Source organism: Methanothermobacter sp. EMTCatA1 (assembly GCF_002356395.1).
GTDB lineage: Archaea > Methanobacteriota > Methanobacteria > Methanobacteriales > Methanothermobacteraceae > Methanothermobacter > Methanothermobacter thermautotrophicus.
Window position 1 is genome coordinate 1,534,186 of the sequence record NZ_AP018336.1, and the last position, 26,760, is coordinate 1,560,945.

Sequence of the window (26,760 nt, forward strand, 5' to 3'; positions counted from 1 at the left end):
ATTTATTAAAAAGGCCTCTCTCTTTATGTGTTCAGCGACAATGCACAAAGTTTATATATAGATTTCATAAAATGAAAAACATCATTATAAATCATTAATAATTGTCAATTGGGATTTAGTAATACTGGTGATAGATGTGGCACCTGAATCAAAAAAAGCCAAAGACCTTAAAGGGGATTTCTGGGATGCCAGGAACATCCAGATATCTATAGGAGAAATAATAACTGAGGAAAAGCCTCCTGAGGAAGAGGTTAAGGGCCCGAAACCCCGTCCCCACGTGACTGACCTGAGATCATGGGACATGAAACTGCTTGAAAGGTACGAACCATTCTATGCACCATTCTGTGACATGTGCTGTCTCTGCACCTACGGTAAATGTGAACTTCTCGGGAAGAAGGGAGCATGTGGTATAGACGCAGCCACACAGCAGGCAAGGACGGTGCTGCTGGCCTGCCTGATAGGAACAGCCGCCCATGCAGGACACGCAAGGCACCTGGTGGACCACCTCATAGAGAGGCTTGGAGAGGATTATAAGATAGACCTCGGCAGCAACGTGGATATAGAGGCACCAATAACACGGACGGTGATGGGTAAGAGACCCGCCACACTCGGAGACCTGAGGGAGGTGATGGAATACGCTGAGGAACAAATGTCCCACCTCCTTTCAGCCTGTCACACGGGACAGGAGGGGGACAGCAAGGACTTTGAATCAAAGGCATTCCATGCGGGCCTCATGGATGACCTTACAAGGGAAGTTGCAGACCTGGCCCAGATAGTGGCCCTGGACCTTCCAAAGGGTGACGAAGACGCACCCCTAGTTGAACTTGGATTCGGGACCATAGATACAGAGAAACCGGTTGTTCTCTGCATAGGCCACAACGTGCTGCCAGGCGCAGACATAGTTGACTACCTTGATGAGAATGAGATGGAGGACCAGGTTGAGGTCTGCGGAATCTGCTGTGCAGCAATAGATGTGACCAGGTACAATGAGGCAGCAAAGGTTGTAGGTCCACTATCAAAACAGCTACGCTTCATAAGAAGTGGCGTTGCAGATGTGATAGTGGTTGACGAACAGTGCGTCAGGACAGATGTACTGGAGGAGGCCCTCAAGAACAGGTCAGCGGTCATCGCCACAACAGATAAGATGTGCCTTGGACTCCCTGACATGACCGATGAGGACCCGGATAAAGTCGTGAATGATCTGATAAACGGTAACATAGAGGGTGCCCTGATACTGGACCCTGAAAAGGTGGGTGAGGTGGCTGTTAAGACTGCGATGAAACTTGCACCCATCAGAAAATCCCTCAAAAAGCTGCCAGATATTGATGAGATAATCGAGCTGGCATCAGAGTGCACAGACTGTGGATGGTGCCAGAGGGTCTGCCCCAACAGTCTCCCGGTCATGGACGCCGTGAAGAAGGCAGCTGAGGGTGACCTCAGCAAACTTGAGGAGATGGCCATCGAGGAGCTCTGCTACACCTGCGGACGCTGCGAACAGGAATGTGAAAGGAACATACCCATAGTATCCATGGTTACAAAGGCAGGTGAGAGACGGGTCAAGGACGAAAAATACAGGATAAGGGCTGGAAGGGGACCGGCTCAGGACGTTGAGATAAGGAGGGTCGGAGCACCCATCGTCCTGGGGGATATACCTGGAGTGGTGGCATTTGTGGGCTGCTCAAACTACCCTGAGGGTGGAAAGGACGTCGCACTGATGGCAAAGGAGTTCCTTGAGAGGAACTACATCGTCGTAACAACAGGCTGCGGAGCAATGTCCATAGGCGAATACAGGGACGAGGATGGTCAGACGCTCTATGAAAAATACGGTGGACAGTTCGATGCAAAGGGACTCGTCAACATGGGGTCATGCGTCTCAAATGCACACATATCAGGAGCAGCCATAAAGATAGCCAATATATTCGCACAGAAACCCCTTGAAGGCAACTTTGAGGAGATAGCAGACTACATACTGAACCGTGTGGGTGCATGTGGGGTTGCCTGGGGTGCCTACTCCCAGAAGGCGGCTGCCATAGCAACCGGTGTGAACAGATGGGGAATACCCGTCGTCCTGGGTCCTCACGGATCAAAGTATCGAAGGCTCTTCCTTGGAAGGGCAGATGATGAGGAGAAGTGGAAGCTGAAGGACCTCAGAACAGGTGAAGTTATCGATGGGGAGCCAGCACCCGAGCACCTCCTCTACGCAGCAGAGAACCGTGAGGAGGCAACGGTCATGATAGCCAAGCTATGCATAAGACCAACAGACACACCCAAGGGCCGTCAGATGAAACTCAGCAACTACATAGACCTTCACAGGAAATATCTTGGCACGATCCCGGACGATATAGACAGGTTCATAAGGACCGAGAAGGACATCCCGATAGTCTACAAGAGGGACGTCATGAAGATCCTTGAGGAGAAAAACTGGAAACCCAGGGAGCTTCCAAAGGAACCCTCACTCCTGGAGAGGTGATAGTCTTGAATGACAGAATAATACCATGGCAGCCCACTGTTATAGCCGGGCCAAAACAGGCAATGCTCGTAACACCCGAAACTGCGACCATGATGATAAAAAAGGCCAGGAGGCCAGTTATGGTTGTAGGGCCACTCGCCAAGCGCCAGGAAGTGCTTGAACATACGGTTAGAATCATAAGGCACTTCGATTTACCGGTGGTAGCAACGGCAGACACCTACAGGTCACTGAGTGAGGCAGGCATAGAATCAGAGCCCCACGGTATCGTGGAGATAACAAACCTCCTGAAGGACCCCTCCTGGGAGGGTATTCGCGGCGAGGGCCAGCATGACCTTGTAATATTCATAGGCTGCATATACTACATCGCATCCCAGGGCCTATCAAGCCTCAAACACTTCGCACCACATATAAAGACACTCACAATATGCAAGACATTCCACTCAAATGCAGATGCATCATTCCCGAACATGGATGATGATGAATGGTTCAGATACCTTGAAAAGATGTATGCTGAATGATCAGGATAATGGAGGAATTCAATGTTTGAAGACATACCAGTCGATGTAAGTCCCATGCATGAGGGGGAGAGGATAAGATCAGCCAACATGTTCGTTGAACTGGCAGGTCCCAAATCCATCGGAGCAGAACTGGTCCAGGTTAAGGACGAGGTCGAGGACGGAAAGGTGGAGGTCAGGGGACCTGAGATAGATGAAATGGAACAGGGTCAGGTGTACCCCTTCGCCATAAGCGTTGAGGTAGCGGGCAGTGAACTCGAGGAGGAACTTGAAAGCGTCATCGAGAGGAGGCTCCATGAGCTCTGCAACTATGTTAATGGATTCATGCACCTCAACCAGAGGGACCAGATATGGTGTCGTGTGAGTACAGAGGCAAAGGACGCAGGTTTCAGGCTCGAACACCTAGGAAAGGCGCTTTCGGTCCTCTTCAGGGAGGAGTTCCCCATAATTGAATCAATAGCAGTAACACTCATGACAGATGAGGCAGCGGTCCAGGAATTCCTTGAGACAGCAAGGGAGAAGTATGAGACCAGGGATTCAAGGGCAAGGGAACTTTCAGATGAGGACGTTGATGTCTTCTATGGATGTCTCATGTGTCAGTCCTTCGCACCCACACACGTATGCATAGTAACACCAGACAGGACAGCCCTCTGCGGCGCCATAAACTGGTTCGACTGCCGTGCAGCATACAAGATGGATCCTGATGGTCCTATATTTGAAATTGAGAAGGGCGAAGTCCTGGACCCTGAGAGGGGAGAATATACGAATGTTAACGCTGCAGTAGAAGAAAATTCCCAGGGTACAACAGAGAGGGTATACCTCCACAGTGTATTCGGTTACCCCCACACCTCCTGCGGATGCTTCGAGGCAGTGGCATTTTACATACCTGAACTTGACGGTATAGGTATTGTTAACAGGGACTTCAGGGGAGAAACGCCCCTCGGGATACCATTCTCAGCAATGGCCGGGCAGTGCTCAGGAGGAAAACAGGTTGAAGGTTTCTCAGGTCTCAGCCTTGAATACATGAGGTCACCCAAATTCCTCCAGGCAGACGGCGGATACCACAGGGTGATCTGGATGCCAAGGGAACTCAAGGAATCTGTCCTGGAATTCATCCCGGAGGACGTCCGGGACAAGATTGCAACGGAGGATGATGCAACATCAATAAAGGATCTCAGAAGATTCCTGAGGGATAATGAACACCCTGTCCTTGAAAGGGCGGCCGTTGAAGAAACTGAACTCGAAGAAGAGGAGGTTGAGGAGGCATACCCTGCGGAGACCCCGATTCCGGAGGGAGTCCCTGTAATGGCGGCACCTGAGATGACCCTTCCAGCAACCGGAGGATTCAGGATAGTACTCAAGAATGCAAAGATCTACGCTGAGAAGGTAATAATAAAGCGCAAATAAATCCATCATGAGTGGTTACGTGATAATAGCAGTAAGTGGCAAGGGGGGGACGGGAAAAACGATGTTCTCAGCTTCCCTCATAAGGATCCTGGCATCAACAGGTGCAGATGTGCTTGCAATAGATGCTGACCCTGACTCAAACCTCCCTGAGGCCCTGGGGGTTCCGGTCAGCGGCACCGTGGGTGATGTCAGGGAACAGCTCAAGAGGGACACCGCTGCAGGCAGGATACCCCCATCGGCGAACAAGTGGGACATGCTCGACTACAGGATAATGGCCTCCATAACCGAAACCAGGGACTTTGACCTCCTTGTGATGGGCCGCCCCGAGGGAAGCGGCTGCTACTGCGCAGTCAACACCATGCTTCGAAGGATAATCGAGAACATAGCAGAGAACTATGACTACATAGTCATAGATACCGAGGCCGGCCTTGAGCACCTCAGCAGGAGGACAACCCAGAACGTTGACATAATGATAGTTGTAACCGACCCGTCAAAGAGGGGGATACTCACCGCAAGGAGGATAGTTGAACTCTCACAGGAACTTGAGATAAAATTCAAGAAGGTCTTCCTGGTCCTCAACAGGGTAAGGGAGGGGGACCTTGACAGACTGGAGCTGGATGATGGCCTTGAGGTCATAGGTGTCATACCTGAGGACCCCCTTGTCTCCAGTTACGACATGGAGGGCAGACCACTCTATGAGTTACCTGAGGATTCTGAATCATTCAGGGCCATAAAAAAGGTTGCAGAGAAGATTTTAAGTTTATAGAGGTGTGCTTATGGATAAATTAACGGAACTTCTGAAACTACTTCAGGACACAGAATCCATCGAGATAAACGAGTTCAGGATGGATGTTGAGGAACTGGAACTCTACCTGATGCCTGCAGTCCAGCAGGCCATACAGAAAACAGTTGAGGTAAGGGAGGCTGTCGAGGCACTGCCCGCGGAGGAGTTCAACCCACCCATAAGGTCATACCCCGGTGAGGTTGCCCAGGTAAAGCTTGGTGAGGGCACCCGCAAAAGTGTTTACCTTGGGGGGCAGAAGGCCCTCTACAGGTTCGAGGAGCCACAACCAAACCCGCCGGTTGTCACATTCGACGTATTTGACATACCCATGCCTGGACTGCCGAGACCAATAAGGGAACACTTCAGTGACGTCATGGAGGACCCCGGGGACTGGGCACGTAAGGCCGTGAAGGAATACGGCGCCAACATGGTCACAATACACCTCATAGGAACAGGCCCCAAGGTCATGGACAAATCCCCCAGGGAGGCCGCAAAGGATATCGAGGAGGTCCTCCAGGCAGTGGACGTCCCACTGGTGATAGGGGGATCCGGGGACCCTGAAAAGGACCCGCTGGTCCTTGAAAAGGCTGCAGAGGCAGCTGAAGGTGAAAGGTGCCTCCTCGCATCTGCCAACCTTGACCTGGACTACAGGAAGGTTGCAAGGGCAGCCCTCGACCACAACCATGCGGTCCTCTCATGGGCCATCACAGATGTCAACATGCAGAAGACCCTCAACCGTTACCTGCTTAAGGAGGGACTTAAACGTGAGGACATCGTCATGGACCCAACAACATGTGCCCTGGGTTACGGTATAGAATTCTCAATAGACGTCATCACAAGGACCCGGCTGGCAGCCCTCAAGGGGGATTCGGATCTCCAGATGCCAATGTCCTCAGGGACCACAAACGCCTGGGGTTCAAGGGAGGCCTGGATGAAGAAGGATGAATGGGGACCCACAGATTACAGGGGGCCCCTCTGGGAAATCGTAACCGGACTTACCATGATGCTCTCAGGTGTGGACATATTCATGATGCTACACCCCACCTCAGTCAGACTGCTGCGGGAGATAGGTGAAACCTTCACAAAGGAGTACATGACAGCTGAAACACCTGACCTGAGGGAATGGATAACTGAACTTGAATACCAGGAGGTTTAAAATTGCAGGTCACTGCCATGGATGTATACCGTTTACTTCCAAAAACAAACTGTGGTAAATGCAATGAGGCCTCATGCATGGCATTTGCCACAAAGCTCATAGAAAAGGAGGTCACACTTGATGAGTGCCCACAGCTCAGTGGAGATGAAAGACAGAAACTGGAGAACCTTCTGGCCCCTGCTGTGAAGGAAATAACCTTCGGGCCGGAGGAGAATCAGGTGGTTGTGGGTGGTGATGAGGTCCTCTACAGGTATGAACTCACATACTACAATCCAACAGCCATTGTGGTTGATCTTCCAGATGATCTTCCATCAGAAGAGCTCCTGAACAGAGCCCAAAGGATCATGGACATGGAGTTTGAGCGTACCGGCGAAAAACTCACTCTCGATGCAATAGCCCTTAGGAACAGATCAGGGAGCTCTGAAAAATTTGCTGAAGCAGCAGAAGCCATAAGCAAACTCAACTTCCCTGTGGTCCTGTGCACCTTCGATGCAGATGCCATGAAAGCAGCCCTTGAGGTCCTGGGTGATCAGAAACCGCTCCTCTACGCCGCCAGGGAGGACAACCTTGGTGAAATGGCGGATCTCTCAGTTTCATACGGCTGCCCCCTCGTGCTTTTCTCACCAGGGGACCTTGAGGAGATGAAGAACCTCTCAAGGAGACTCAGGGCCCTGGGAGTCACTGAAATCGTGCTTGACCCCGGCACATTCACAGGTGAGGGGATAGGTGACACCATAGACAACTTCGTCATGATAAGGCGCCTTGCAGTTGAGGACAGGGACGAGGACTTCCGCTTCCCAATCATGGGCATACCTGCACTCTCAAGGCTCACGGTATCCGATAAAATCGAGGCAAACATAAGGGAGGCCACAGTGGCAGCCACCCTCATGAACAGGTACGCTGACATCCTAATACTCGCCGGAACTGATATATGGGAGATCATGCCCGTCTTAACACTCAGACAGGGACTCTACACCGACCCGAGGAAGCCCCAGACCGTTGATCCTGGTGTCTATGAATTTGGTGATGTTGATGAGAACTCCCCGGTTATACTCACAACCAACTTCTCACTCACCTACTACACGGTTGAGGGGGACCTCAAGTCAGGTGATGTTACAGCATACCTCCTCGTCCTTGATACAGAGGGCAGGGCCGTGGACGTTTCACTGGCAGGGGGACAGCTCAATGGTCCGGCAGTGGCCGATCTCATAAAGGATACAGGTATAGAGGAGCGGGTCAGGGACAAGGTCATGATAATCCCTGGACTTGCAGCTCCCGCAAGCGGTGAGATAGAGGATGATACTGGCTGGAGGGTCCTTGTTGGACCAAGGGACTCCTCTGGAATACCAGACTACCTTGATAAACTTGCATCAGAGTGAGAGGTGGTTCAGTGAAGATGCTGATGGTCATGGACCCTGCGAGGTGCAGTGGCTGCGATGACTGTATAAATGCGTGCAAGGAAACCCACGGACTTGCCAGGGCGAGGAAGGGAGATAGGATGCCCCTATTCTGTCTGCAGTGCCATCCAGAGAAGGCCCCCTGCGCAAGGATATGTCCGGTGGGCGCCATAAGGGAGGTTGACGGGGCCCTAGTTGTTGATGAGGAGTCCTGCATACTCTGCAAGCTATGCATGGTGGCCTGCCCTGCTGGCATGATCGTGATGAACACTGAGAAGAAATCAGCAGAGAAATGCACACTCTGCATGGACGCAGACGTCATACTGCCAGCCTGTGTGGAGGCATGCAAGGAGAATGTTCTTAAACTGGTCTCCCTGGATGACCTTGCTGAGCTGAGGGATCGCGCCGACTTCAGTGAGGTCCTTGAGGAGGCAGTGAAGATATACGGGAAAAAGATCTAGCCATCCATCGTCTTCCCCTAACTTTGGATTTCAACGTGAAGGGTGTTTATGAACACCCTTATATATTTATATGATTCTTTCAGGTCCTCAATGGGGCCCCTGAAGTAGATGTAGTATATGTATCCCCCCTTTTTGAAGATGAAGGTCACTATCCTTTCATTTTTTGTATCTGCGGTTATCATGTATCCATGTTCACTGTCAACTGTTATATTGCTCCTTGCTATGTTAAGGAGGCCCCTCATATTCAGGACTTCAAGGATGATCTCTGAAAATTCATCGGCAGTTAAACCCTCAGCCCTCCGCCTCTTTATGGCTATTTTGAGATTGTCACTCCATGCATCAATGAGTCTCTCACCGTCGCGGGTCTCAAAGATGTTCCAGAACCGGGGGTACCTGAAGCTTATTTCACCGTCATAGAATTCCTCTAGATCAGGTTCAACGTCGATGATGTCGATGGCTTCACGTGCCTTCCTCCTCACAAAGAGGTAGGGGTCCCTGAGGGTCATGTGGAGGTCCTCAAGGGCTGCAGGGTCACCTATGCGTCCGAGGGCCTCGGCAACCTTTCCACGGACATAACGATTTTCATCCCTTCTGCGACCTGCAAGCATCCCTTTAAGCCTGGGCACGGCCCTTCGGGATCCTATCTCACCGAGGGCCTCAACAACCATGGCACGTGTCTGCCATTGCGGGTCTGAAAGTTTCTCAAGGAGGGGATCCACAGCATATTCACCCATATTAACCACGGCCAGCAGTATATGGCGCCTGACCTCTGTGTCGGGGTCATCGAGGTTATCCAGAAGGACTTCAAGGCACCTTTTATCCCCGAATCTTCTTATGACCTTTGCAGCGGTTTTTCGGACCATCCATGAGCTGTCGCCCAGCGCCCGGGATGCATATCTGACGCCCAGTTCAGGGTCCAGTTCTGCAATGGACTCAATGGAGTTCCTCCGTATATCCTCTGATGGATGGTCCACAAATTTTTCAATGGCCCTCAGGGACTCCTCTGATGGGAACTCTGAGAGTGACCTCATTGCACCTATTTTAACTTCATCATCAGGATCCTCAAGGGCCCTGAGGAGGGGTTTAACCGCCGAGGGGTTTCCTATTTTTCCGAGAGCCCTTGCTGCAGCCGCCCTCATACCTGCAAGTATGGGGTAGTCCTTCTGCCATTCCTCATATCTGAGGGCGTCCATGAGGGCATCAGCAGATCTCTCATCTGCCATCCTCTCAAGGGCAACTGCGGCCTCCCTTCTAACGGTAAAATCATGGCTTTTGAGGGCATCTATGAGGCCAGAAACATCATTGGACATCAGAAGAGCATTGATCTTATCGGTGAATGCAATCACAATCCCCCCTAAATCTCTAATTTATAATTTAATCTGGAAAAAATAAGTTTTGTGGTTTTTCAGGAACCAGCGATTTTAGCGGCAAGCTGCATGGCTTTATCTTCTCCGTATATAATCTTCATATCCCAGAGGAATGTGAGGAACGATTTAAGGGGAGTGGAGTCCTTTTTAATCCCCCTTTTCTAAATGTAGCCCATTTTCCGGGGATGTCTTATCCCCCGCCACACTGTAAATCAGTGCAGTGTTGGAATAATCTGCCAGACAGTATACATTTTCGTCTCCCAGCAGAGAGGAGTTGATTCAGCATACAAATTCCTGATAAGTTTAGAGAATATCTCTGAGTATTCTTAACATTGAAGGATAGTCCTTTAAAATCCTCAGAAGGGACATCTTTGAAATTGAACTTAAATCTTTTCCTTCAAGGGATCTCAGCAGGGCATCGAGTTCCTCATCACTGAGCCCATCAAGGATCTTCCTGAATTTGAGTGACCTTTCAAGGTTCTTACCAATCTTTTTGCGCCATCTCATCTCATACCTTGAGAGGAATCTACCATCAACCCTTCCAGATTCAATGGCCTCGGCGGCAACCTCACCGGCGATTTTTGCGCATTCAGCTGCAACATGTATCCCACCACCGGTGAGGGGGTCAACCTGTCCTGCAGCATCCCCAACCACCAGGAGACCATCCGTGAAGGTCCTCTCAACGGGTCCGCAAACAGGTACAGCTCCTGCATTGAATTCTATCCTCTTAAATCCTCTCTCCGCCATGAACCTGTTGAGGTAGCTGAGGGGACCTCTCTCTGAGCAGCTTTTTCTCCGTATTCCAAGGCCAACATTTGCCCTTCCTTCGCCCTTGGGGAACACCCAGAGATAACCTGATGGTGCAAAACGGCTCCCGAAGTAGAATTCCATGGTTTCGGGGTCCACGTCCACTCCTGCAACCTCGTACTGGACACAGGAGCAGAGGTCAGCTGGCCTGAAACCTGTTTCAAGACCGGCCTTCCTGGCGATGCTGGACTGCACACCGTCTGCGGCAATCACCATTCCACATTCAACCTCCTGGACTCCATCGAGCCCTCTGAACACCACACCACTAACTGATCCCCCCCTGAATATGAGGTCCCCTGCGACGGACATTGTGAGTACATCGGCGCCGGCTTCAGCGGCCCTCAGTGCAAGGTACTTGTCGAAGGACTTTCTTTCGAGGATATATCCCCTCACAACAGGATTTTCTGTCACAATCCTGGCACCGAGGGGTCCGTTCACCGCGGCTGCCCGGATCCTTGTGCATGTGAACTCAGGAAGCGGTTTTAAACCCGTTGATTTGAAGAAACTGTCACTCACTCCACCTGCACACTGCACGGGGGTCCCGATTTCAGGGTTACGCTCCAGTAACAGAACACTGAGGCCCAGCCTTGCAGCATGATAGGCCGCCGTTGAGCCTGCTACACGTCCACCAATAACCACCACATCATATTTCATGATAGCACCTTATTGCATCCACTGGACAGACCGCAGCACAGTTACCACATTCACTGCAGCCTTCACCCACCATCAGTTCATATTCGAGTTCAAGGACATCAAATGGACAGACACTGACACAGGCACCGCACCGCATACAGATTGATCCATCATGCTTCAATTGACCACCACTATGGATATGGTCATCAGATTGAATTAAGTTTACCAGCCACACACGACCGTTAAATTAATATACCACTTTCTACTACTAATCAATTACCATGCAGGGGTGCCCGAGCGGCCAAAGGGGGAGGACTTAAGATCCTCTGGCGCAGGCCTTCGAGGGTTCGAATCCCTTCCCCTGCACTAAGAATTTTAACGGTTCTGATCATGAGATGATTGCCTTAGTGGCTCAGGTGGTAGAGCGATGCCTTGGTAAGGCATAGGTCGGGGGTTCGAATCCCCCCTAAGGCTTTTCTACTGATTTTAAGGTGTTCTAATGGAGAAAAAAATTGCCCAGATTTCAGATGTGCACTTCGGTGAGAAGAACTTCTCAGATCAGCTCAGGAACAATCTTCTACGCCAGCTTGAAAATGAGAACCCTGACCTCATAATAGTCTCAGGTGACCTCACAACAGAGGGGTACTCACACGAGTATGAACTTGCAGCAGCATTTGTGGATGAACTTAGGACCATCACATCCACCTACACAATCCCTGGAAACCATGATGCAAGGAATGTGGGTCTTATCCACTTTGAGAAGTTAATAGGAAGGAGGAAGTTTGTTCACCACGACTCTGGATTTGCGGTCATAGGCCTTGACTCCTCTGAGCCAGATATAAACGATGGTCAGATAGGAATGGATCAACTTGAGTGGCTCAGGAAGGAACTTGAACGTGTTCCTGATCACCTGTGCAAGATAGTCACATTTCACCACCACCTGCTACCCATACCCAACACAGGGCGTGAGAGGAACATCCTCCTGGACTCGGGTGATCTTCTTAAACTCCTGAAGGAATACGGCGTGGATTTTGTGCTCAACGGACACAAGCATGTGCCTAATGTGTGGATGATTGAGGGAATGGTTACACTGAACTCTGGCACAGCCACAACAAGGAAACTCAGGGGTGAGACATTCCCTTCACACAACCAGCTAAGAATAAACGATGACAGGATTTCAGTTGACCTCATAAACACTGAGAGCGGCTCAGTGAGGGAAATAGCCAGTTACTCTGTAAGAGTTGAGGATGAGGAATACAGGATATGCTCCTATATGCACTCCATATGAATAACCGGAGGCTTCATCATCAATAAATTCATTTTTGATGCAAAGCTTGATATACCAGCAGAATCTAACTGTTCTCTAATAGAGAAAATAAATATGCATAATATGATCTAAAATGCAGATGTCAGAAGGAATGGCTGAGGGGTGGTTGCATTGACCAAGGCCTTTGATATACTCATGGCGGGTGTGATCTCAGGGATAGTTGCATTCACAACCTCAAAGCTGGGAGTTGGTGGAACCGTCATGGGTGCCGTTCTGGGTTCAATGCTGTATCAGCTACTTTCCCACTACTTCAGGGAGCCCCTCAAGAATGTTAAAACAGAGAGGGTTGAGAGCAGGGCGGTCTTTGCAATACCACTCCTCATTATCGTCATAATCGAGTTCATCTACCTTCTTGGAAATTTCCAGTGGAGGCCACAGCAGATATTCTATTTACTTGAGGAGGCCACATCCTGGAACCTCTTCAGGTCAATAGGTGTGGGTCTCATGGTGATGGGTATATACCCCCTGTTGCAGCCAGAGACCATAAAGAAATCCTATGGTCATGTGCTCCTCATCATGGGGTTCATCGTCCTGCTAAGGGGCCTTGTGGATGTTAACTCGCCCCTGGTAACTGTTTACAGGGCTATTTTCTATGAATTCGACGTTCTGATAACATTTACGGTTATTCTTGGCCTTATTTACATGATCATATCCATATTCAGGGAATCCGTTGTTATAGTAATTGAAGATGAGGTGTCTGAGGAGAATGAAAAATAAGACAAAGAATGCTACTCTAAAATCAATCATAGATGTCATCCTCTATGAGAACCCATCCACACAGGATGAAATCGCTGAACGCCTTGGCATAACAAGGAGGTACGTCACCAAGCTTCTGCAGCCCCTCATCAGGGAGGGCGTTGTGAGGAGGGCCTACATTGTGGATATAAAGAAATTTGATGAATTCCCTGAGCTCTTCGGTGAGGAGGTAACTTCAAGGGAATACGCTGGAAGCTTCTTCATAAAGGAGATACTAAGGGACATGGCACAGCATGTATGCAAACAGCTCAACAAATCCTTCAGGTCCCTTGAGGAGTACGATGAGGACCTTGCAAATGAGGCCCTAAAGATGGACTACATAACAAACACAATGCATGAGAAGGTGCGCTCCTCTGTTGATACTGCAATAGCAATGAATCCCTACTCTGAGTTCAGCAAGACAATGGCCTTTACAGAAATAGCCTATGACCTTGAAAGGATAGGTGACCATTCAGCGATAATAGCAAACTTTGCAATAAAGGAGTCCTATGAGGTTGACCCTGCAATGATGGAGTACCTCAGGGATATGTTCTCCATTGCTGTTGAGATGGTGAAAACTGCGATGGACGCCTTCCTGAATGAGAAGCTGGAACTGAAGGCAACTCTCATGTCCCTTGAGGATGATATTCACAGGATCCAGAAGAATGCCCTTAACTGTGTCGCTACCCAGATGGCTGAAACACCCTTTGAGGATAAGGAGAGGTCAACCTATTACATATCCCTTTCCAGGATTGTTAAGACCCTTGAGAGAATAGCAGATATATCCATTGAGATATTCGACACTGCAGGTGAATACTACAGGAACATCCCGAGGACAACCACACCTGAACGCTTCAGGCGGAGGGAGAGAGAGGGGTCCTGATTAAGGTTCACCTGTTCCTCTTTTCTCTTTCCATGTACTCTTTTATCTTTTTCTCCTCCCATTCCTTACCTAGGAACCTATCACCTATAAAAACTCCGAAGGCATGCCATATTATTCCTATTCCCCAGAATACTGTTATCCAGTAGAACCACCATGTTCCGGGAGTTGAGAGGAGGTTTATGAGGAAGAGTGTAAGGTTAACTATTGTAAAAACTGATATGTGGATGTAAAATCCCTTGAGATCCTCTACTCTCTTTCTGGCTCTTTTGTATTCGTTGTCTTCCATATTTCTGACCCATTAAGTGTTCTGTAATCTGCTTCTAATATTCTTTTCTCCTCGCCGTCGTACTGTATTTCTTCGATTTCGAAGAATTTTCTGAAGGCTGGTTCGCGGACCTTTTCCTCGTAGACGTGGGATATGAGTCCTGGGAGGCGTCCTATCATGAATACTCCTGCTCCGGTTCTCCAGTCGAATCCCATGTCTGATAGTATGCCGGCGTTGGCCCCGTCAACGTTCATCCGGACTCCCTTGCGTTCCAGGAGTATCTCCTGGACCTCCAGTGCAAGGCTGGTGTGGGGTCCCACGCAGCCGTAATCCTCTGCAAGTTCCAGTAATCTGACGGCCCGGGGGTCGGCGTTGTGGTAGCGGTGCCCGAAGCCGGGGATCCTCCTGTTGGCCTGGAGATGATCATCCACCAGCCTCAGGGCAGCATCAGGGATCTCATCCTCAGAGTCGCAGGATGATACGGTCTCCTGGAAGAGCTTCATGGAACGCTCAATGGCACCCGCATGATTCTTACCAAAGGCAAGAAGACCCCCGGCAATACAGGCATGAACCGGAGAACCCGCCGAGGCAATCATACGGGCAGCCTGGGTACTCGGCGGAGTAACACCATGATCACAGAAGGACACCAGGACAGCCTCAAGCATACGCGCAACATTCTGAGGGGGAAGCTCACCCCTGATCAGAAGATAAACCATCTCAGAAAAGGAAACACCACCAATAAGATCCTCCTGAGAATAACCCCTAGTAACAATACGGTTAGGCTCAACACGCGTAATGGAGGTCCTCCACCTGGGATTTTTAACCCGCAGTATATCATTTATAATTCCTTCATTCATCATATCACTCCATCTGATCTTCATGTATTTAAATTTTAATACATTTAGTGCACCTTTATTCACCTATTGTGAATTAAATTCCTCTGCACATTGAGCCTAGTTCACAAAATAGGTAATTAAGTACACAAAAATAGTAAATTTTAAATAGTTCTAGGATAAGGTAAAGGTTGAGGTGATAAAATGGACACCAAACTGATCATAGGAATAGTCGTGGCAATTGTAATTATTGCAGGCGCAGTCCTGGCACTTGGAGGTGGCGGACAGCAGGAGAAGATAGACATTGTTGGTTCAACATCTGTTCAGCCAGTTGCAGAGAAACTTGCAGCTGAGTACATGAAGAAGCATCCCGATGTTAAGATAAACGTCCAGGGCGGCGGATCCAGTGTCGGTATCAAGAGTGCCGCTGACGGCACAGCAGACATCGGAACAAGTTCAAAGGAACTCAAGCCCGATGAGAAGAAGGGCCTCACAGAATACCTTATAGGTAAGGATGGAATAGCCATAATCGTAAACAGCAAGAACACAGTCTCAGACCTAACAAAGGACCAGGTGAAGGATATCTTCAGCGGTAAGATAACCAACTGGAAGGAGGTCGGAGGCCCCGATGCAAAAATAACAGTGGTAACACGTGAAGACGGCTCAGGAACCAGGAAGGCCTTTGAGGAAATAGTGATGGGTAAAGAGACCAAGATAAAGAAGGATGCCATAGTTGAAAGTTCAACAGAGGCAGTTAAACAGGCAGTTAAACAGGATCCAAACGCCATAGGATTCATATCACTCGCCAATCTCGATGAAACAGTCAAGGCACTTAAAATAGATGGTGTCGCACCATCAGAGCAGACAGTCGCAGACGGATCCTACAAGATACAGAGACCATTCCTGTTCCTGGTAAAGGGCAGTGCAGAGGGTACAGTTAAGGACTTCATAGACTGGGTCCTCAGCCCGGAGGGACAGGCAATAGTCAAATCAGAAAAGGTTGTACCAGCAAAGGCCTAGTGGTTTTCACAACCACAAAATTTTTTCTTTCCGTCACCTTCAAGTGAACTTTATTAACCAATAGGTGAAATCAATAACTGAAGGTGATGGACATGGAGCTGAAACCCAAAAACATCCTCATAATAATCATTATCATCGCACTCGCATACATCATGATCAAACCCGGAGCAGACTATGAGAGAATTGAAATTGCTGGTTCCACATCTGTTCAGCCAGTTGCAGAGGAACTTGCAGCTGAGTACATGAAGAAGCACCCCGATGTTAAGATAAACGTCCAGGGTGGCGGTTCCGGGATGGGTATAAGGACGGTCCAGCAGGGAATAGTCGATATAGGGACCAGCTCAAAGGCCCTGAAACCTGAGGAAAAGGACGACCTTCATGAATACGTGATAGGTAAGGATGGTATAGTGATAGCCGTTAACAACCAGAACCCCGTCGATGACCTGACAGTGGACCAGCTGAGGGACATCTTCAGCGGTAAGATAACCAACTGGAAGGAGGTCGGAGGTCCTGATGCAGAGATACATGTGATAGTCCGTGAGGAGGGATCAGGGACCAGAAGCTCATTCAAATCACTTGTCATGAAGGACGAGAAGATAAGGTCCGATGCAATCGTTCAGGGCTCCACAGAATCCGTGAAACAGGCCATAAAGAGCGACCCCTACGCAATTGGATTCGTTTCAATGGCACACATGAGTTCCGATGTGAAGGCACTTGAGGTGAATGGAGTGACACCCTCAGAGACCACAATAGCAGACGGATCCTATCCACTGGTGGTTCCCTTTGAATTCCTGACAAAGGGAGAACCCAGGGGAGTCGTAAAGGACTTCATAAAGTGGGTTTTCTCACCTGAAGGTCAGGCCATTGTAAGGAGCCAGAAGGTTGTACCGGCAATAGCAAATGTCTCGGATGATACCTAGGAGGTAAAGCATGATCAGCAAAACAAGGGAAAAACTCATTGAGAAGGGTCTTTTCATAACCGCAATATTCTCAATAATAGCCATCCTTCTCATAATAGTCTTCATATTCAGGGAGGGATTCCCCATATTCCAGGGGTATGGGGTCACCAACTTCATCTTTGGAATGGACTGGGCACCTTCAGATGGTAAGTATGGTGTCTTCACCATGATCGCCGGGTCACTGTACATAACCTTCCTGTCCCTGGCCATAGCCGTCCCCCTTTCAATCCTATGCGCAATATTCATGGCTGAGGTGTCACCTGAAATAATGCGCAGGATACTCAAACCGGTAATAGAGACCCTTGCAGCAATACCATCAGTGGTATATGGTTTCTTCGGGCTGATCATCCTGGTACCCTTCATAAGATCCAGCCTTGGAGGTACCGGGTTCGGACTTCTAACAGCATCACTCATACTCACGGTAATGATAATGCCAACAATAATCAGCGTCTCAGAGGATGCCATAAGATCGGTGCCACTTGAGTACAAGGAAGCATCCCTTGCCCTTGGTGCCACGCAGTGGCAGACCATCAGGAAGGTGATATTCCCGGCGGCACTGCCCGGCATCATCACATCAATCATCCTCGGGATGGGTCGTGCCATCGGTGAGACCCTCGCAGTTATCATGGTGGCCGGTAACGTCACCCAGATACCATCATCGATACTGGACCCTGTGAGGGCCCTCACATCCAACATAGCACTGGAGATGGGCTACGCCACCGGGCTGCACTACAGTGCACTCTTCGGCACCGCCATCATCCTGTTTTTTGTCATAATGGCTCTGCTGGTGGTTGCCAACTACTTCCACTACAAGAAAAAGATAGTTATAGGTGGAGGATATCTCTAGGAGGCTTAAAATGTCCTTCAGAATAATATCACCCAGGACAAGCCAGAAGATAATGACGGGAATCTTCTGGGCTTCAGGAATCGTGACAGTACTGATACTGCTCATAATAATTGGCTACATACTCATGAAGGGCTTGCCAGCCGTAAACCTGGAATTCCTGCTTTCAGAACCGGTTGACTCTGGAAGAGCAGGTGGAATAGCTCCCATGATAGTATCCAGCATCTATGTCACACTCCTAGCCGGTATAATAGCAACACCACTGGGTGTCGGGGCAGCGGTCTACATGACAGAGTATGCCACAGAGGAACGCATCGTGAAGCTGATAAAGTTCGGAGCAGAAACCCTGGCATCAATACCATCAATAGTATTCGGGCTTTTCGGCTTATCATTCTTCGTGGTTTTCCTTGGACTCGGGTGGTCAATCCTCTCAGGGGGACTCGTACTGGCCCTCATGGCCCTTCCAACCATATTCCAGGTTGCCCAGGTCTCAGTAGAGACGGTTCCACAATCCTACAGGGAGGGAAGCCTGGCGCTTGGAGCCACAAAGTGGGAGACCATCTACAGGGTGGTTATCCCTGCAGCAATCCCCGGCATAACCACAGGTGTGATACTGGGGATGGCCAGGGCCATATCAGAGGCGGCTGCGGTAATGTTCGTTGTGGGGTCAGCACTTTCAATGCCAGTATCCATCTTCGACCCTGGAAGACCCCTCCCACTGCACCTCTATGTGCTGGCAACAGAGGGCATTTCACTGAAGAACGCCTACGGCACTGCGGCTGTCCTTGTGATAATCGTCCTTTTAATCACGGTTCTAACAAACACTCTTGTTGATAGATACAGAAGGAAGATGATGGGGAGATAGGTGATCTGCATGTACAGAATCGAAGTTGAGGACCTGAACGTTTACTTTGACGAGGCGCACATCCTCAAGGATATAAACCTCAAGATACCCAAGAACACGGTCACAGCCCTCATAGGGCCATCAGGCTGTGGTAAGTCAACATTCATCAGAACCCTTAACAGGATGAATGATGTGATAAGCGGCTTCAGACATGAGGGCCACGTCTACCTTGATGGTAAGGACATCTATGACCCTGACATGGATGTGGTGGAGCTCAGAAAGAAGGTTGGGATGGTCTTCCAGAAACCCAACCCCTTCCCTAAGTCCATATTTGAAAATGTGGCCTACGGTCTCAGGGTCCATGGATACGATGACAGGGACTTCATAGAGGAGCGCGTGGAGGAAAGCCTGAGGGCTGCAGCTCTCTGGGATGAGGTCAAGGACAAACTTGATAAATCCGCCCTTGGACTCTCAGGGGGACAGCAGCAGAGGCTATGCATAGCAAGGACCATAGCCATAGAACCTGAGGTTATACTCATGGATGAACCGTGCTCAGCCCTTGACCCCATATCAACCACCAAGATCGAGGATCTCATCCACAAGCTCAAGAATGACTACACCATAATCATAGTGACTCACAACATGCAGCAGGCCACAAGGGTCTCAAAGTACACAGCCTTCTTCCTGCATGGTGAAATAGTTGAAAGCGGTCTCACAGAGCAGATCTTCATAGAGCCGAGGGATAAAAGGACTGAGGACTACATTACAGGAAGATTTGGATAAGGTGTGGAAATTGATTGGTGCTCTCCTTGAAAGCAGACTTTCAAATGTCCTGGATGAAACCGTCGGGTATGGTAATGAAACTTCTGAAAGGGTGGGAAGAGCTGTATCCAGTTACATTGCAGGGGATGAGGAGACTGCAAGGGAATTGATAGAGACAACGGCCGCTGTTAATGAGAAGAGCTACAGGATAGAGGATGAATGCCTCAAAATCCTTGGCCTTCACCAGCCCGTTGCAAAGGACCTTAGGCTGGCATCCAGTATAATGAGAAGTGCAATTGAACTTGAGAGGATAAACATACTCCTTGCCTACATTGCAAGGTACGCAATTGATGGAAGGGACCGGACACCTCCACACATAGAGTTCATGTCCCAGACGGTTCAGGATATGATAAATGATGCACTCGGGGCCCTCATGAACCGTGACATCCAGCTACTTAAAAGGTCAACAAGGAATTATATCCAGCTTCAGGATCTATACAACCAGCTTCAAGAGTCAAACAGGGACTTCTCAGAATCAGGCAATCTTATGCTGGTAGCAAGGAATCTGCTCAGCATGGGCCACCATGTTATGGGGATGGATGACAGGATAGCCTATCTCATAGTGGGTAAAAGGGTTATCCATCATAAGGTCTTCTACAGTGTACTTATGAAATGAATAGTTGGGGGGATTAAATGTGGCTACCCTTTGATAACCCGAGGAAGATGGACTACACCGTCCTTAAAAGGTCTTCAGTACCCGAATTTTCGTATATAAGGATCCTGGACAATGAAAACGAGGCCATAATCTTCGTAACGGGGAATAACATTGTGGGAGCCTGGCACATTGACCTCAAAACCCTTGAGGAGACTCACAGCCATAAGGCCATGGAGAGACTGGAGATAAACCATGATTCAGTGGTGGAGGTCTATGAGGCCGATGCGGACCTTTTCGAAACCCTGATTGAACTCAATGATGAATCAAAACTTTCAATACCCATTGATGCGGAGATTATAATAAATGAAATGTTCCTTGATAAATCATCCCGTGAGGAGCTCCTTGAAAGGTACAGGATAAGGGTTCCGACTGATGAGACGATTGAAAGGTTGATTGAGGATTACAAATCCAGATAGTAAAATCCAGGAGGACTTTTAATGGAAAAGAAGTATCCGCGGATACTGTTCCGCAAGAGGCTTAAGGATCTGAGGAAGGATATGGAGGAGGTTTCACAGAAAACCCTCAAAACACATAAACTTGCAGTTGACCTCCTGATGGAGTACGACGGGGAAAAGAAGGAGAAGGTAATAAAAAACAGCAGGGTAATAGATGACATGGTATTCAACCTTGAGAGGAAGGCTATAAGTTTAATAGCAGCTGAACAACCTGTTGCAGGCGATCTGAGATTTATAGAGGCTTGCATTAAGGTTGGGAGTCACCTCAAGAGGATAGGCTACCTGGCGGCCAACATAGCCGAGGCTGCAGAGAAACTGAAGGACGAGGAAATTCCAAGAAGACCCCTTGAAGACTTGAAGCACATGTCTGACTTCGTGCAGATGATGCTCTCCAAGGGAATCTACGCCTTCCTTGACCAGAACATGGAAATGGCGAGGGAGCTCAGGCATGATGATGATAAGGTAGATGACCTCTTTGACCAGACACTTGAACATGTAACAAGAAGCATGTTTGAGGATAAGGAATCAATCTCATACCTGGTTAATCTCCTCTTCATAGCAAGATTCCTTGAGAGGGTTGGTGACAGGGCTGTCAGCATTGCTGATAGGACGATCTTCATGATAACGTGTGAGAAGCCATGAAGGCTGTCAGCATTGCTGATAGGACGATCCTCCTGATGAGAGAAGCATGAATAAACACCTAATTCCAACCTTTATTTTCACTGTATTCGCATCATCTGGAGCCCTTTTATTCTTATTCACCGGAAAAGCATTTTACATTTTTAATTTCGTCTACATTGGACTTCTTCTGGCCTTCGGAATTTATCTGATGCCTTCAAAATTTGAATACAGCAGGTTAATGGTTCAGGTGGGGGTTGGAAGCTACATACTTCTATATCCTGGTATTTTAATGGGTGAAAACATGCAGATTGAGGGTTTCTGGTACTATCTGTTCCTCGGAACCTTCCAGTCGGCGGTGATACATTATTTTGTTGCTAAGATTTTCGGACCTCTCTTCTTTGGGAGGGGCTGGTGCGGTTACGCCTGCTGGACTTCCATGGTGCTTGACATGTTACCCTACAGGAGATCTGGGGGTCGTAGGCATGGATGGCTGGGTCTGGTGAAGTATGTCCTTTTTTTCCTTGCACCAGTTCTTGCCTGGTCTGTAATTAAAATATTCAGAGATCCGGATACCGTGATTTTCTGGGCATTCATAGCGGGTAACATTGCTTATTATGCCACCGGAGTTGCTCTTGCAGCTACCCTGAGGGATAACAGGGCTTTCTGTAAATACATATGTCCTGTGAGCGTTATCCTTAAGTTATCCTCATACCTTTCAGTTTTAAGGGTTAAATTTGATGAGGAAAAATGCAAAAATTGCAGGAGGTGCCTCATGGAATGCCCGATGGATGTTCATCCCGGAAGAAGAAAAATTAACGGTACGGAATGTATACTCTGCATGAGATGTGTTTTTTCCTGTCCCGCTGGAGCCCTTCACATATGATCTCTCAGGATTGCAGTGGCTCTCCTTGCAGCCCAGCACTGTATGCAGACACCCACAGGGAGCCCTGCGGTGTGTGTATGGGCAGTCTTTATCTTAACGTCAAGGGCGGTGGTCTTGCCACCCATACCCATGGGGCCACTGCCAGACTCGTTGATGGAGTTCATTATGTCCTCCTCAAGGGATGCAAGTTTTTTATCAGGATTTCTCTCCCCAACACGTTCAAGGAGGGCCTTCTTTGCAAGTTTCATCGCAAGGTCAGAGGAGCCACCGATACCCACACCCACAATTACAGGGGGGCATGGTTTTCCACCGGCTTTCAGGACGGTCCTCACAACGAAGTCCTTAACCCCCTCAATTCCATCACCGGGGAGCCCCATAAGGAGCGCATTGTTGTTTTCAGACCCGAATCCCTTCGGAAAAACTGTTATCTCAAGACTATCAGTGTCTGTGATTTCAACGTCAATCTGAGGTATCATCTGACCGGTATTTGTGCCGGTGTTCTCCCTTGTGAGGGGATCAACAACATTTGGGCGCAGCGGAACCTCCAATGTGGCCCTCTCAACACCTGCAGCTATACCCTCATAGAGGTCTTCAACCTCAACATCACCCATCCTCACAAAGACGATGGGGAGTCCGGTGTCCTGACAGACAGGCACCTCCATCTTCTCTGCCAGTTCAATGTTATCAAGGATTGCCTTGAGGTTGAGGAGGGCTATCTCGTCTTCCTCCTGTAGGTAGGCCTTTTTAAGTGCAAGCGTAACATCGGGGGGTATCCTGATAACAGCCTCCCTGAACAGACGGCACACGGTCTCCTCAACGGTCTCCCTGCTTATCATAGGATCACCATAAAAAATTAGTTTAATATTTCATCAGATTTTTCAGGCGTTTGAGCTCCCCGGCTATTTTATCCCTCTTTGCAGCCATCATATCCTCTGAGCTTTCACTGAGGGCGCCCTTGGGGCATACCATTACGCAGAGGGGCTTATCCCTGTCGATGCAGAGGTCGCATTTCACTGCAACACCCCTCTCATTCAGGGTTATGGCACCCACGGGGCAGGCGTCCCGGCAGAGACCGCAACCGATGCACCGGTCCTCCAGGATGACCACAGCACCATCCACTTCGACTATGGCATCCTCAGGGCATATGTTGAGGCAGGGGGCCCTTTCAGGTGAGCAGTGCATGCAGAAAACTGGAACACCATCTATAACCCGGATGGCGTTCTTTGGACATATCCTCTCACATTTCATGCACTCATCGCACAGTTCTGGATTTGAAACCAGCTCTCTCATTCTAGTCCTCCTGTTCAAGCTTCTGCCGGGCCTTTCTCTTTGCTGTAAGTATGCTGAGGATATCTGATCCCCTCTGGCCCTTGCTGACACCCGCCATCCGTGATACAAATTTCTTCTGCCTTTCAAGTTTGAGTTTCTCAGTGTCTATGACGCTGAGGGCCCTCTTTGAGCACGCCTTTACACATGCGGGGGTGTCAAGATCCGGGCACTGGCTGCACTTCTGGGCCTTACGGTCCTCCATGACGACGGCGCCGAAGGGACACACCACCATGCAGAGGCCGCAGCCGATGCACCTCTCAGGGTCCACCTCATCATCAATTGCATCAGTGGGGCAAACAGTTCTGCAGGGGGCGTCCTCGCACTGCTGGCAGATTATGGGGTAATAGACGTCGTCGAGTTCCCTTATCATTATGCGGGAGGCACCGTAAAGTTTTTTACAGGCCTCTTCACAGTCCCTGCAGCCATCACAGAGCTCTGGCTGAATAACGATCTTCTGCAATTCCATCCCCCGCTATATCCTGAGTTCCTGGCATACACTGTCAACGTATTCCTGGATTCTGGCCTTCTGTTCCTCTGTGAGATGCCTGAACCTTTTCTGTGCGTTTAGGTACTCCTCAACGGGTTTCCTCTGCACTGGCCTGTAGGTGACCCTGAAATCACCGTCCTCTATCTCATAGAGTATCCAGGACCCTGTTTCGACTGCCAGCCTTCCGAGTTCCACCGTCTTCGCAGGATCGAAACCCCATCCGGTTGTGCATGGCTGGTGAAGGTGTATATAGGCCGGACCATCGGTTTCCTTGGCCTTCCTGACCTTCTCCATGAAGTCCTCAGGATATGATATTGATGCGGTGGCAACGTAGGGCACTCCATGGGCTGCCATTATGAGTGGCATGTTCTTCTTGGGTCTGTCCTCACCGAAGCTCTCCTTCCCATGGGGTGACGTGGTTGTTGAGGCACCGTAGGGTGTTGAGGCACTCCTCTGTATACCTGTGTTCATGTAGGCCTCGTTATCGTAGCAGATGTATATGATGTTGTGACCCCTCTCCATTGCACCTGATAGTGCCTGTAGTCCGATGTCTGCTGTTCCACCATCACCTGCAAAGGCCACTACGTTAACGTCATCCCTTCCCTTTGCCTTAAGGGCCCTTTCAACGCCTGATGCAACTGCAGCGGCGTTTTCAAATGCAACATGTATCCAGGGTATTCTCCATGCGGTTTCAGGATAGGGTGTGGTGATAACTTCAAGGCAACCTGTTGATGATACTGCTACTGTGTTCTTTCCAAGAACCTTCAGGGCCAGTCTGACTCCAACTGTAGCACCGCATCCTGCGCAGCCACGGTGTCCTGGGGCCAGAAATTCTTCTTCAGGTATTTTCATTCTGATTCCTCCTTGAGACCGATCCAGGTGACGCTTCTTTCAGGGGTTTCCGTCCTTTTAACTATTTCCTCGATGTGTGCGGGTGTTATGTCTCTTCCACCGAGGCCCACAATGAATCCATAAACATCCCTGTCACGTAGCAGGGCACTTATCTCTGTGTAAAGGGCTCCGCCAACACTGAATGTTATGTTCTTATCGAGGACCGCTACTTTACTGGCGTTCCTAACAGCCCTTTTAATCTCCTCAGCAGGGAAGGGCCTGTGCACCCTGACCTTAAGTAGTCCAACGGCCTTTCCCTTATCCCTGAGTTCATCGATGACCTCCCTTAAGGTGCTACAGACTGAACCCATGGCCACCAGGATTATTTCTGCATCTTCACAGCGATATTCCTCAACAAAGCCGTAGTCCCGGCCGAACATTTCACTGAATTCCCTGCATGCCCTTTCAATGATCTTCCTTGAGCGCTCCATGGCCTTCTCGACCTCATAGCGGGCCTCCATGTAATAGTCAGGGTCTGTGAAGGTACCCAGTGACATGGGCTCATCAGGGTCAAGGATGACCCGGGGCTGGAATTCAGGGAGGAAGCTGTCAACATTCTCCTGTGAGGGGATGTCCACGGGTTCAACGGTGTGGGTCAGGATGAACCCATCGAGGCACACCATACTGGGCAGCAGAACATCCCTGTCCTCTGATACCCTGTAGGATAGAAGGACAGAATCGAGGGCTTCCTGTCCATTTTCAACGTATATCTGCATCCACCCTGAGTCCCGCTCTGCTATTGAATCCTGCTGGTCATTCCATATGCTGAGGGGTGCGGAGAGGGCGCGGTTTGCATTTGCCATGACGATGGGATTCCTGAGACCTGCTGCAGCATAAACTATCTCATGCATCAGCGCCAGTCCCTGGGAGGAGGTCGCGGTGAAAACCCGCACTCCAGCTCCTGAAGCGCCCACGCATGCGCTCATTGCACTGTGCTCTGATTCAACCCTTATATATTCTGCTTTGAGTTCTCCATCAGCCACGAATTTTGCAAGGTACTCTGAAATTGAAGTCTGGGGTGTTATGGGGTAAACAGGAATAACCTTTGGTTTTGCAAGCTTTGCTGCTTCTGCAACGGCCTGATTTGCTGATATAACCTTAAGAACCATTTAAGTCTCTCCTACTTTTCTCTCTCCATCTTAATTGCTTTAACGGGACACTCCTCTGCACATATTCCGCATCCCTTACAGTAATCATAGTCTATTTCATGTTCCCTGTTTATACACCCTTCCGGACAGAAAAGTATGCAGTTGTCACAGTCTATACATTTGTCCTTATCAAGAACGGGTTTGAATGTCCTCCAGCTCCCGGTCTTGTTTTTAACGGTGCTTCCAGGCTTTCTAACGGTTGCTCCAAGTGATTCCATCATGTTCACCCTGAGTTTTTCATCTCTTCGTAGGCCATCCTTGCAGCCTCAGCATTCTTCTCCCCTATCTTTCCAGGGAATGTTTCCTTAATGATCTTTATGAGTGAATCTATGCTTACAAGGCCTGTCACACCTGCAAAGGCACCCAGCATCACAGTGTTGACAATCGGCCTTCCAAGGGTCTCCAGCGCTATTCCTGTGGCGTCGATGGTGTGAACCTTAACGTCCCCTCCCTGGAAGTCCTCTGACTTGTTTAACACAACAACACCATCATCCTTTAAACCTGAGAATACATCAACAACGTCAACCAGACCCTCATCGAGAACAACAACATAATCCGGATTATAAACCTGATACCTTCTCCTGATTGGCGAGTCATCAATTCTTGTGAAAGCCATAACTGGAGCTCCTCTTCGCTCAACACCGAAGAATGGGAATGCCTGTGAATATTTACCGTCTTCAAATGCGGCTTTAGCTAGAATCTCTGCCGCTGTAACAGCGCCCTGCCCACCGCGTCCATGAAAGCGAATTTCGATCATAGTTT

General features: G+C 49.3%; 31 protein-coding genes and 2 tRNA genes. 21 read left to right on the forward strand and 12 right to left on the reverse strand.

The window, feature by feature from the left end:
* The first annotated feature begins 127 nt into the window (after positions 1-127).
* The 7 genes from cdhA to tca_RS08230 are packed head-to-tail and all read left to right on the forward strand — an operon-like array spanning position 128 to position 8,190.
* Positions 128-2,470, forward strand: a complete 2,343-nt coding sequence (gene cdhA, locus tca_RS08200) for a CO dehydrogenase/acetyl-CoA synthase complex subunit alpha (RefSeq protein WP_394339333.1) — start codon at positions 128-130, stop codon at positions 2,468-2,470.
* Positions 2,467-2,988 carry a CO dehydrogenase/acetyl-CoA synthase complex subunit epsilon gene (cdhB, locus tag tca_RS08205; RefSeq protein ID WP_286708822.1) on the forward strand — a complete coding sequence of 174 codons (522 nt, stop codon included), beginning with the start codon at positions 2,467-2,469 and terminating at the stop codon, positions 2,986-2,988. Before cdhA ends, cdhB begins: the two co-directional genes overlap by 4 nt.
* A gap of 21 nt (positions 2,989-3,009) precedes the next feature.
* Complete coding sequence (gene cdhC / locus tca_RS08210) at positions 3,010-4,392, forward strand: CO dehydrogenase/CO-methylating acetyl-CoA synthase complex subunit beta (protein ID WP_286708823.1); 1,383 nt, start codon at positions 3,010-3,012, stop codon at positions 4,390-4,392.
* Positions 4,393-4,399: 7 nt separating this feature from the next.
* The gene (locus tca_RS08215) at positions 4,400-5,158 is read left to right on the forward strand and encodes an AAA family ATPase (protein WP_286708824.1); all 759 of its coding nucleotides are present in this window, start codon (positions 4,400-4,402) and stop codon (positions 5,156-5,158) included.
* A 10-nt stretch (positions 5,159-5,168) separates the two neighbouring features.
* On the forward strand, positions 5,169-6,332 hold the full coding sequence (gene cdhD / locus tca_RS08220; RefSeq protein ID WP_286708825.1) for a CO dehydrogenase/acetyl-CoA synthase subunit delta: 1,164 nt from the start codon (positions 5,169-5,171) through the stop codon (positions 6,330-6,332).
* Between the two features lie 2 nt (positions 6,333-6,334).
* On the forward strand, positions 6,335-7,711 hold the full coding sequence (gene acsC, locus tca_RS08225; protein ID WP_286708826.1) for an acetyl-CoA decarbonylase/synthase complex subunit gamma: 1,377 nt from the start codon (positions 6,335-6,337) through the stop codon (positions 7,709-7,711).
* A gap of 17 nt (positions 7,712-7,728) precedes the next feature.
* Positions 7,729-8,190: a 4Fe-4S dicluster domain-containing protein gene (locus tca_RS08230; protein ID WP_286709250.1), complete on the forward strand. Its 462-nt coding sequence runs from the start codon at positions 7,729-7,731 to the stop codon at positions 8,188-8,190.
* 17 nt (positions 8,191-8,207) lie between these two features.
* On the opposite strand, the gene tca_RS08235 is transcribed toward tca_RS08230, so the two are convergent.
* The 3 genes from tca_RS08235 to tca_RS08245 all read right to left on the reverse strand — a co-directional run bounded on the left by tca_RS08235 (position 8,208) and on the right by tca_RS08245 (position 11,178).
* A complete protein-coding gene (locus tca_RS08235) occupies positions 8,208-9,536 on the reverse strand; it encodes a HEAT repeat domain-containing protein (RefSeq protein ID WP_286708827.1) in 1,329 nt (442 codons plus the stop codon).
* A gap of 324 nt (positions 9,537-9,860) precedes the next feature.
* Positions 9,861-11,018: an NAD(P)/FAD-dependent oxidoreductase gene (locus tag tca_RS08240; RefSeq protein WP_286708828.1), complete on the reverse strand. Its 1,158-nt coding sequence runs from the start codon at positions 11,016-11,018 to the stop codon at positions 9,861-9,863.
* Positions 11,008-11,178: a 4Fe-4S binding protein gene (locus tca_RS08245; protein WP_286708829.1), complete on the reverse strand. Its 171-nt coding sequence runs from the start codon at positions 11,176-11,178 to the stop codon at positions 11,008-11,010. Before tca_RS08245 ends, tca_RS08240 begins: the two co-directional genes overlap by 11 nt.
* A 102-nt stretch (positions 11,179-11,280) precedes the next feature.
* Here tca_RS08245 and tca_RS08250 point away from each other — a divergent pair.
* From tca_RS08250 to tca_RS08270, 5 genes are all read left to right on the forward strand, one after another.
* Positions 11,281-11,363 (forward strand) — tRNA-Leu (locus tag tca_RS08250).
* A 35-nt stretch (positions 11,364-11,398) separates the two neighbouring features.
* A tRNA-Thr gene (locus tag tca_RS08255) sits at positions 11,399-11,471 on the forward strand.
* A gap of 25 nt (positions 11,472-11,496) precedes the next feature.
* Positions 11,497-12,285, forward strand: coding sequence for a metallophosphoesterase (locus tca_RS08260; RefSeq protein ID WP_286708830.1), 789 nt, complete (start codon positions 11,497-11,499; stop codon positions 12,283-12,285).
* A gap of 141 nt (positions 12,286-12,426) precedes the next feature.
* Positions 12,427-13,041: a hypothetical protein gene (locus tca_RS08265; protein WP_353681338.1), complete on the forward strand. Its 615-nt coding sequence runs from the start codon at positions 12,427-12,429 to the stop codon at positions 13,039-13,041.
* A complete protein-coding gene (locus tag tca_RS08270) occupies positions 13,031-13,942 on the forward strand; it encodes a phosphate uptake regulator PhoU (RefSeq protein ID WP_286708832.1) in 912 nt (303 codons plus the stop codon). Before tca_RS08265 ends, tca_RS08270 begins: the two co-directional genes overlap by 11 nt.
* Before the next feature lie 7 nt (positions 13,943-13,949).
* On the opposite strand, the gene tca_RS08275 is transcribed toward tca_RS08270, so the two are convergent.
* Positions 13,950-14,228, reverse strand: a complete 279-nt coding sequence (locus tag tca_RS08275; protein WP_286708833.1) for a 2TM domain-containing protein — start codon at positions 14,226-14,228, stop codon at positions 13,950-13,952.
* A complete protein-coding gene (locus tca_RS08280) occupies positions 14,189-15,067 on the reverse strand; it encodes a citryl-CoA lyase (RefSeq protein WP_286708834.1) in 879 nt (292 codons plus the stop codon). The genes tca_RS08275 and tca_RS08280 overlap by 40 nt, the downstream gene beginning before the upstream one ends.
* Before the next feature lie 177 nt (positions 15,068-15,244).
* Here tca_RS08280 and tca_RS08285 point away from each other — a divergent pair, with 177 nt between their 5' ends.
* The 9 genes from tca_RS08285 (at position 15,245) to tca_RS08325 (ending at position 22,143) form a co-directional block, all read left to right on the forward strand.
* Positions 15,245-16,060 (forward strand): phosphate ABC transporter substrate-binding protein, encoded by an 816-nt coding sequence (locus tag tca_RS08285; RefSeq protein ID WP_286708835.1) that lies wholly within the window; start codon positions 15,245-15,247, stop codon positions 16,058-16,060.
* A gap of 92 nt (positions 16,061-16,152) precedes the next feature.
* On the forward strand, positions 16,153-16,980 hold the full coding sequence (locus tca_RS08290; protein WP_286708836.1) for a phosphate ABC transporter substrate-binding protein: 828 nt from the start codon (positions 16,153-16,155) through the stop codon (positions 16,978-16,980).
* A 10-nt stretch (positions 16,981-16,990) separates the two neighbouring features.
* Positions 16,991-17,866 carry a phosphate ABC transporter permease subunit PstC gene (gene pstC / locus tca_RS08295; protein ID WP_286708837.1) on the forward strand — a complete coding sequence of 292 codons (876 nt, stop codon included), beginning with the start codon at positions 16,991-16,993 and terminating at the stop codon, positions 17,864-17,866.
* 10 nt (positions 17,867-17,876) lie between these two features.
* Positions 17,877-18,728, forward strand: coding sequence for a phosphate ABC transporter permease PstA (gene pstA, locus tca_RS08300; RefSeq protein ID WP_286708838.1), 852 nt, complete (start codon positions 17,877-17,879; stop codon positions 18,726-18,728).
* 9 nt (positions 18,729-18,737) lie between these two features.
* Positions 18,738-19,490, forward strand: coding sequence for a phosphate ABC transporter ATP-binding protein PstB (gene pstB, locus tca_RS08305; RefSeq protein ID WP_048061132.1), 753 nt, complete (start codon positions 18,738-18,740; stop codon positions 19,488-19,490).
* Between the two features lies 1 nt (position 19,491).
* Positions 19,492-20,145: a phosphate uptake regulator PhoU gene (locus tca_RS08310; protein WP_286709251.1), complete on the forward strand. Its 654-nt coding sequence runs from the start codon at positions 19,492-19,494 to the stop codon at positions 20,143-20,145.
* Between the two features lie 17 nt (positions 20,146-20,162).
* Positions 20,163-20,600 carry a DUF2226 domain-containing protein gene (locus tca_RS08315; RefSeq protein WP_286708839.1) on the forward strand — a complete coding sequence of 146 codons (438 nt, stop codon included), beginning with the start codon at positions 20,163-20,165 and terminating at the stop codon, positions 20,598-20,600.
* Between the two features lie 21 nt (positions 20,601-20,621).
* Entirely contained in the window at positions 20,622-21,281 is a 660-nt protein-coding gene (gene phoU / locus tca_RS08320) for a phosphate signaling complex protein PhoU (protein WP_286708840.1), read from the forward strand.
* 46 nt (positions 21,282-21,327) lie between these two features.
* Complete coding sequence (locus tag tca_RS08325; RefSeq protein ID WP_286708841.1) at positions 21,328-22,143, forward strand: 4Fe-4S binding protein; 816 nt, start codon at positions 21,328-21,330, stop codon at positions 22,141-22,143.
* Here the strand turns inward: tca_RS08325 and tca_RS08330 are convergent.
* The 7 genes from tca_RS08330 to porC are packed head-to-tail and all read right to left on the reverse strand — an operon-like array spanning position 22,134 to position 26,755.
* A complete protein-coding gene (locus tag tca_RS08330; protein WP_286708842.1) occupies positions 22,134-22,979 on the reverse strand; it encodes a fumarate hydratase in 846 nt (281 codons plus the stop codon). The genes tca_RS08325 and tca_RS08330 overlap by 10 nt on opposite strands.
* 22 nt (positions 22,980-23,001) lie before the next feature.
* Positions 23,002-23,433: a 4Fe-4S dicluster domain-containing protein gene (locus tag tca_RS08335; protein WP_010877342.1), complete on the reverse strand. Its 432-nt coding sequence runs from the start codon at positions 23,431-23,433 to the stop codon at positions 23,002-23,004.
* 1 nt (position 23,434) lies between these two features.
* Positions 23,435-23,938, reverse strand: a complete 504-nt coding sequence (locus tag tca_RS08340) for a 4Fe-4S dicluster domain-containing protein (protein WP_173402643.1) — start codon at positions 23,936-23,938, stop codon at positions 23,435-23,437.
* 6 nt (positions 23,939-23,944) lie between these two features.
* Positions 23,945-24,811 carry a pyruvate synthase subunit PorB gene (gene porB, locus tca_RS08345; RefSeq protein WP_010877344.1) on the reverse strand — a complete coding sequence of 289 codons (867 nt, stop codon included), beginning with the start codon at positions 24,809-24,811 and terminating at the stop codon, positions 23,945-23,947.
* Complete coding sequence (porA, locus tag tca_RS08350; RefSeq protein WP_286708843.1) at positions 24,808-25,959, reverse strand: pyruvate synthase subunit PorA; 1,152 nt, start codon at positions 25,957-25,959, stop codon at positions 24,808-24,810. Before porA ends, porB begins: the two co-directional genes overlap by 4 nt.
* 11 nt (positions 25,960-25,970) lie before the next feature.
* Positions 25,971-26,216 (reverse strand): pyruvate synthase subunit PorD, encoded by a 246-nt coding sequence (porD, locus tag tca_RS08355; protein ID WP_286708844.1) that lies wholly within the window; start codon positions 26,214-26,216, stop codon positions 25,971-25,973.
* A gap of 5 nt (positions 26,217-26,221) precedes the next feature.
* On the reverse strand, positions 26,222-26,755 hold the full coding sequence (gene porC, locus tca_RS08360) for a pyruvate synthase subunit PorC (RefSeq protein ID WP_286708845.1): 534 nt from the start codon (positions 26,753-26,755) through the stop codon (positions 26,222-26,224).
* Between the last annotated feature and the right edge of the window lie 5 nt (positions 26,756-26,760).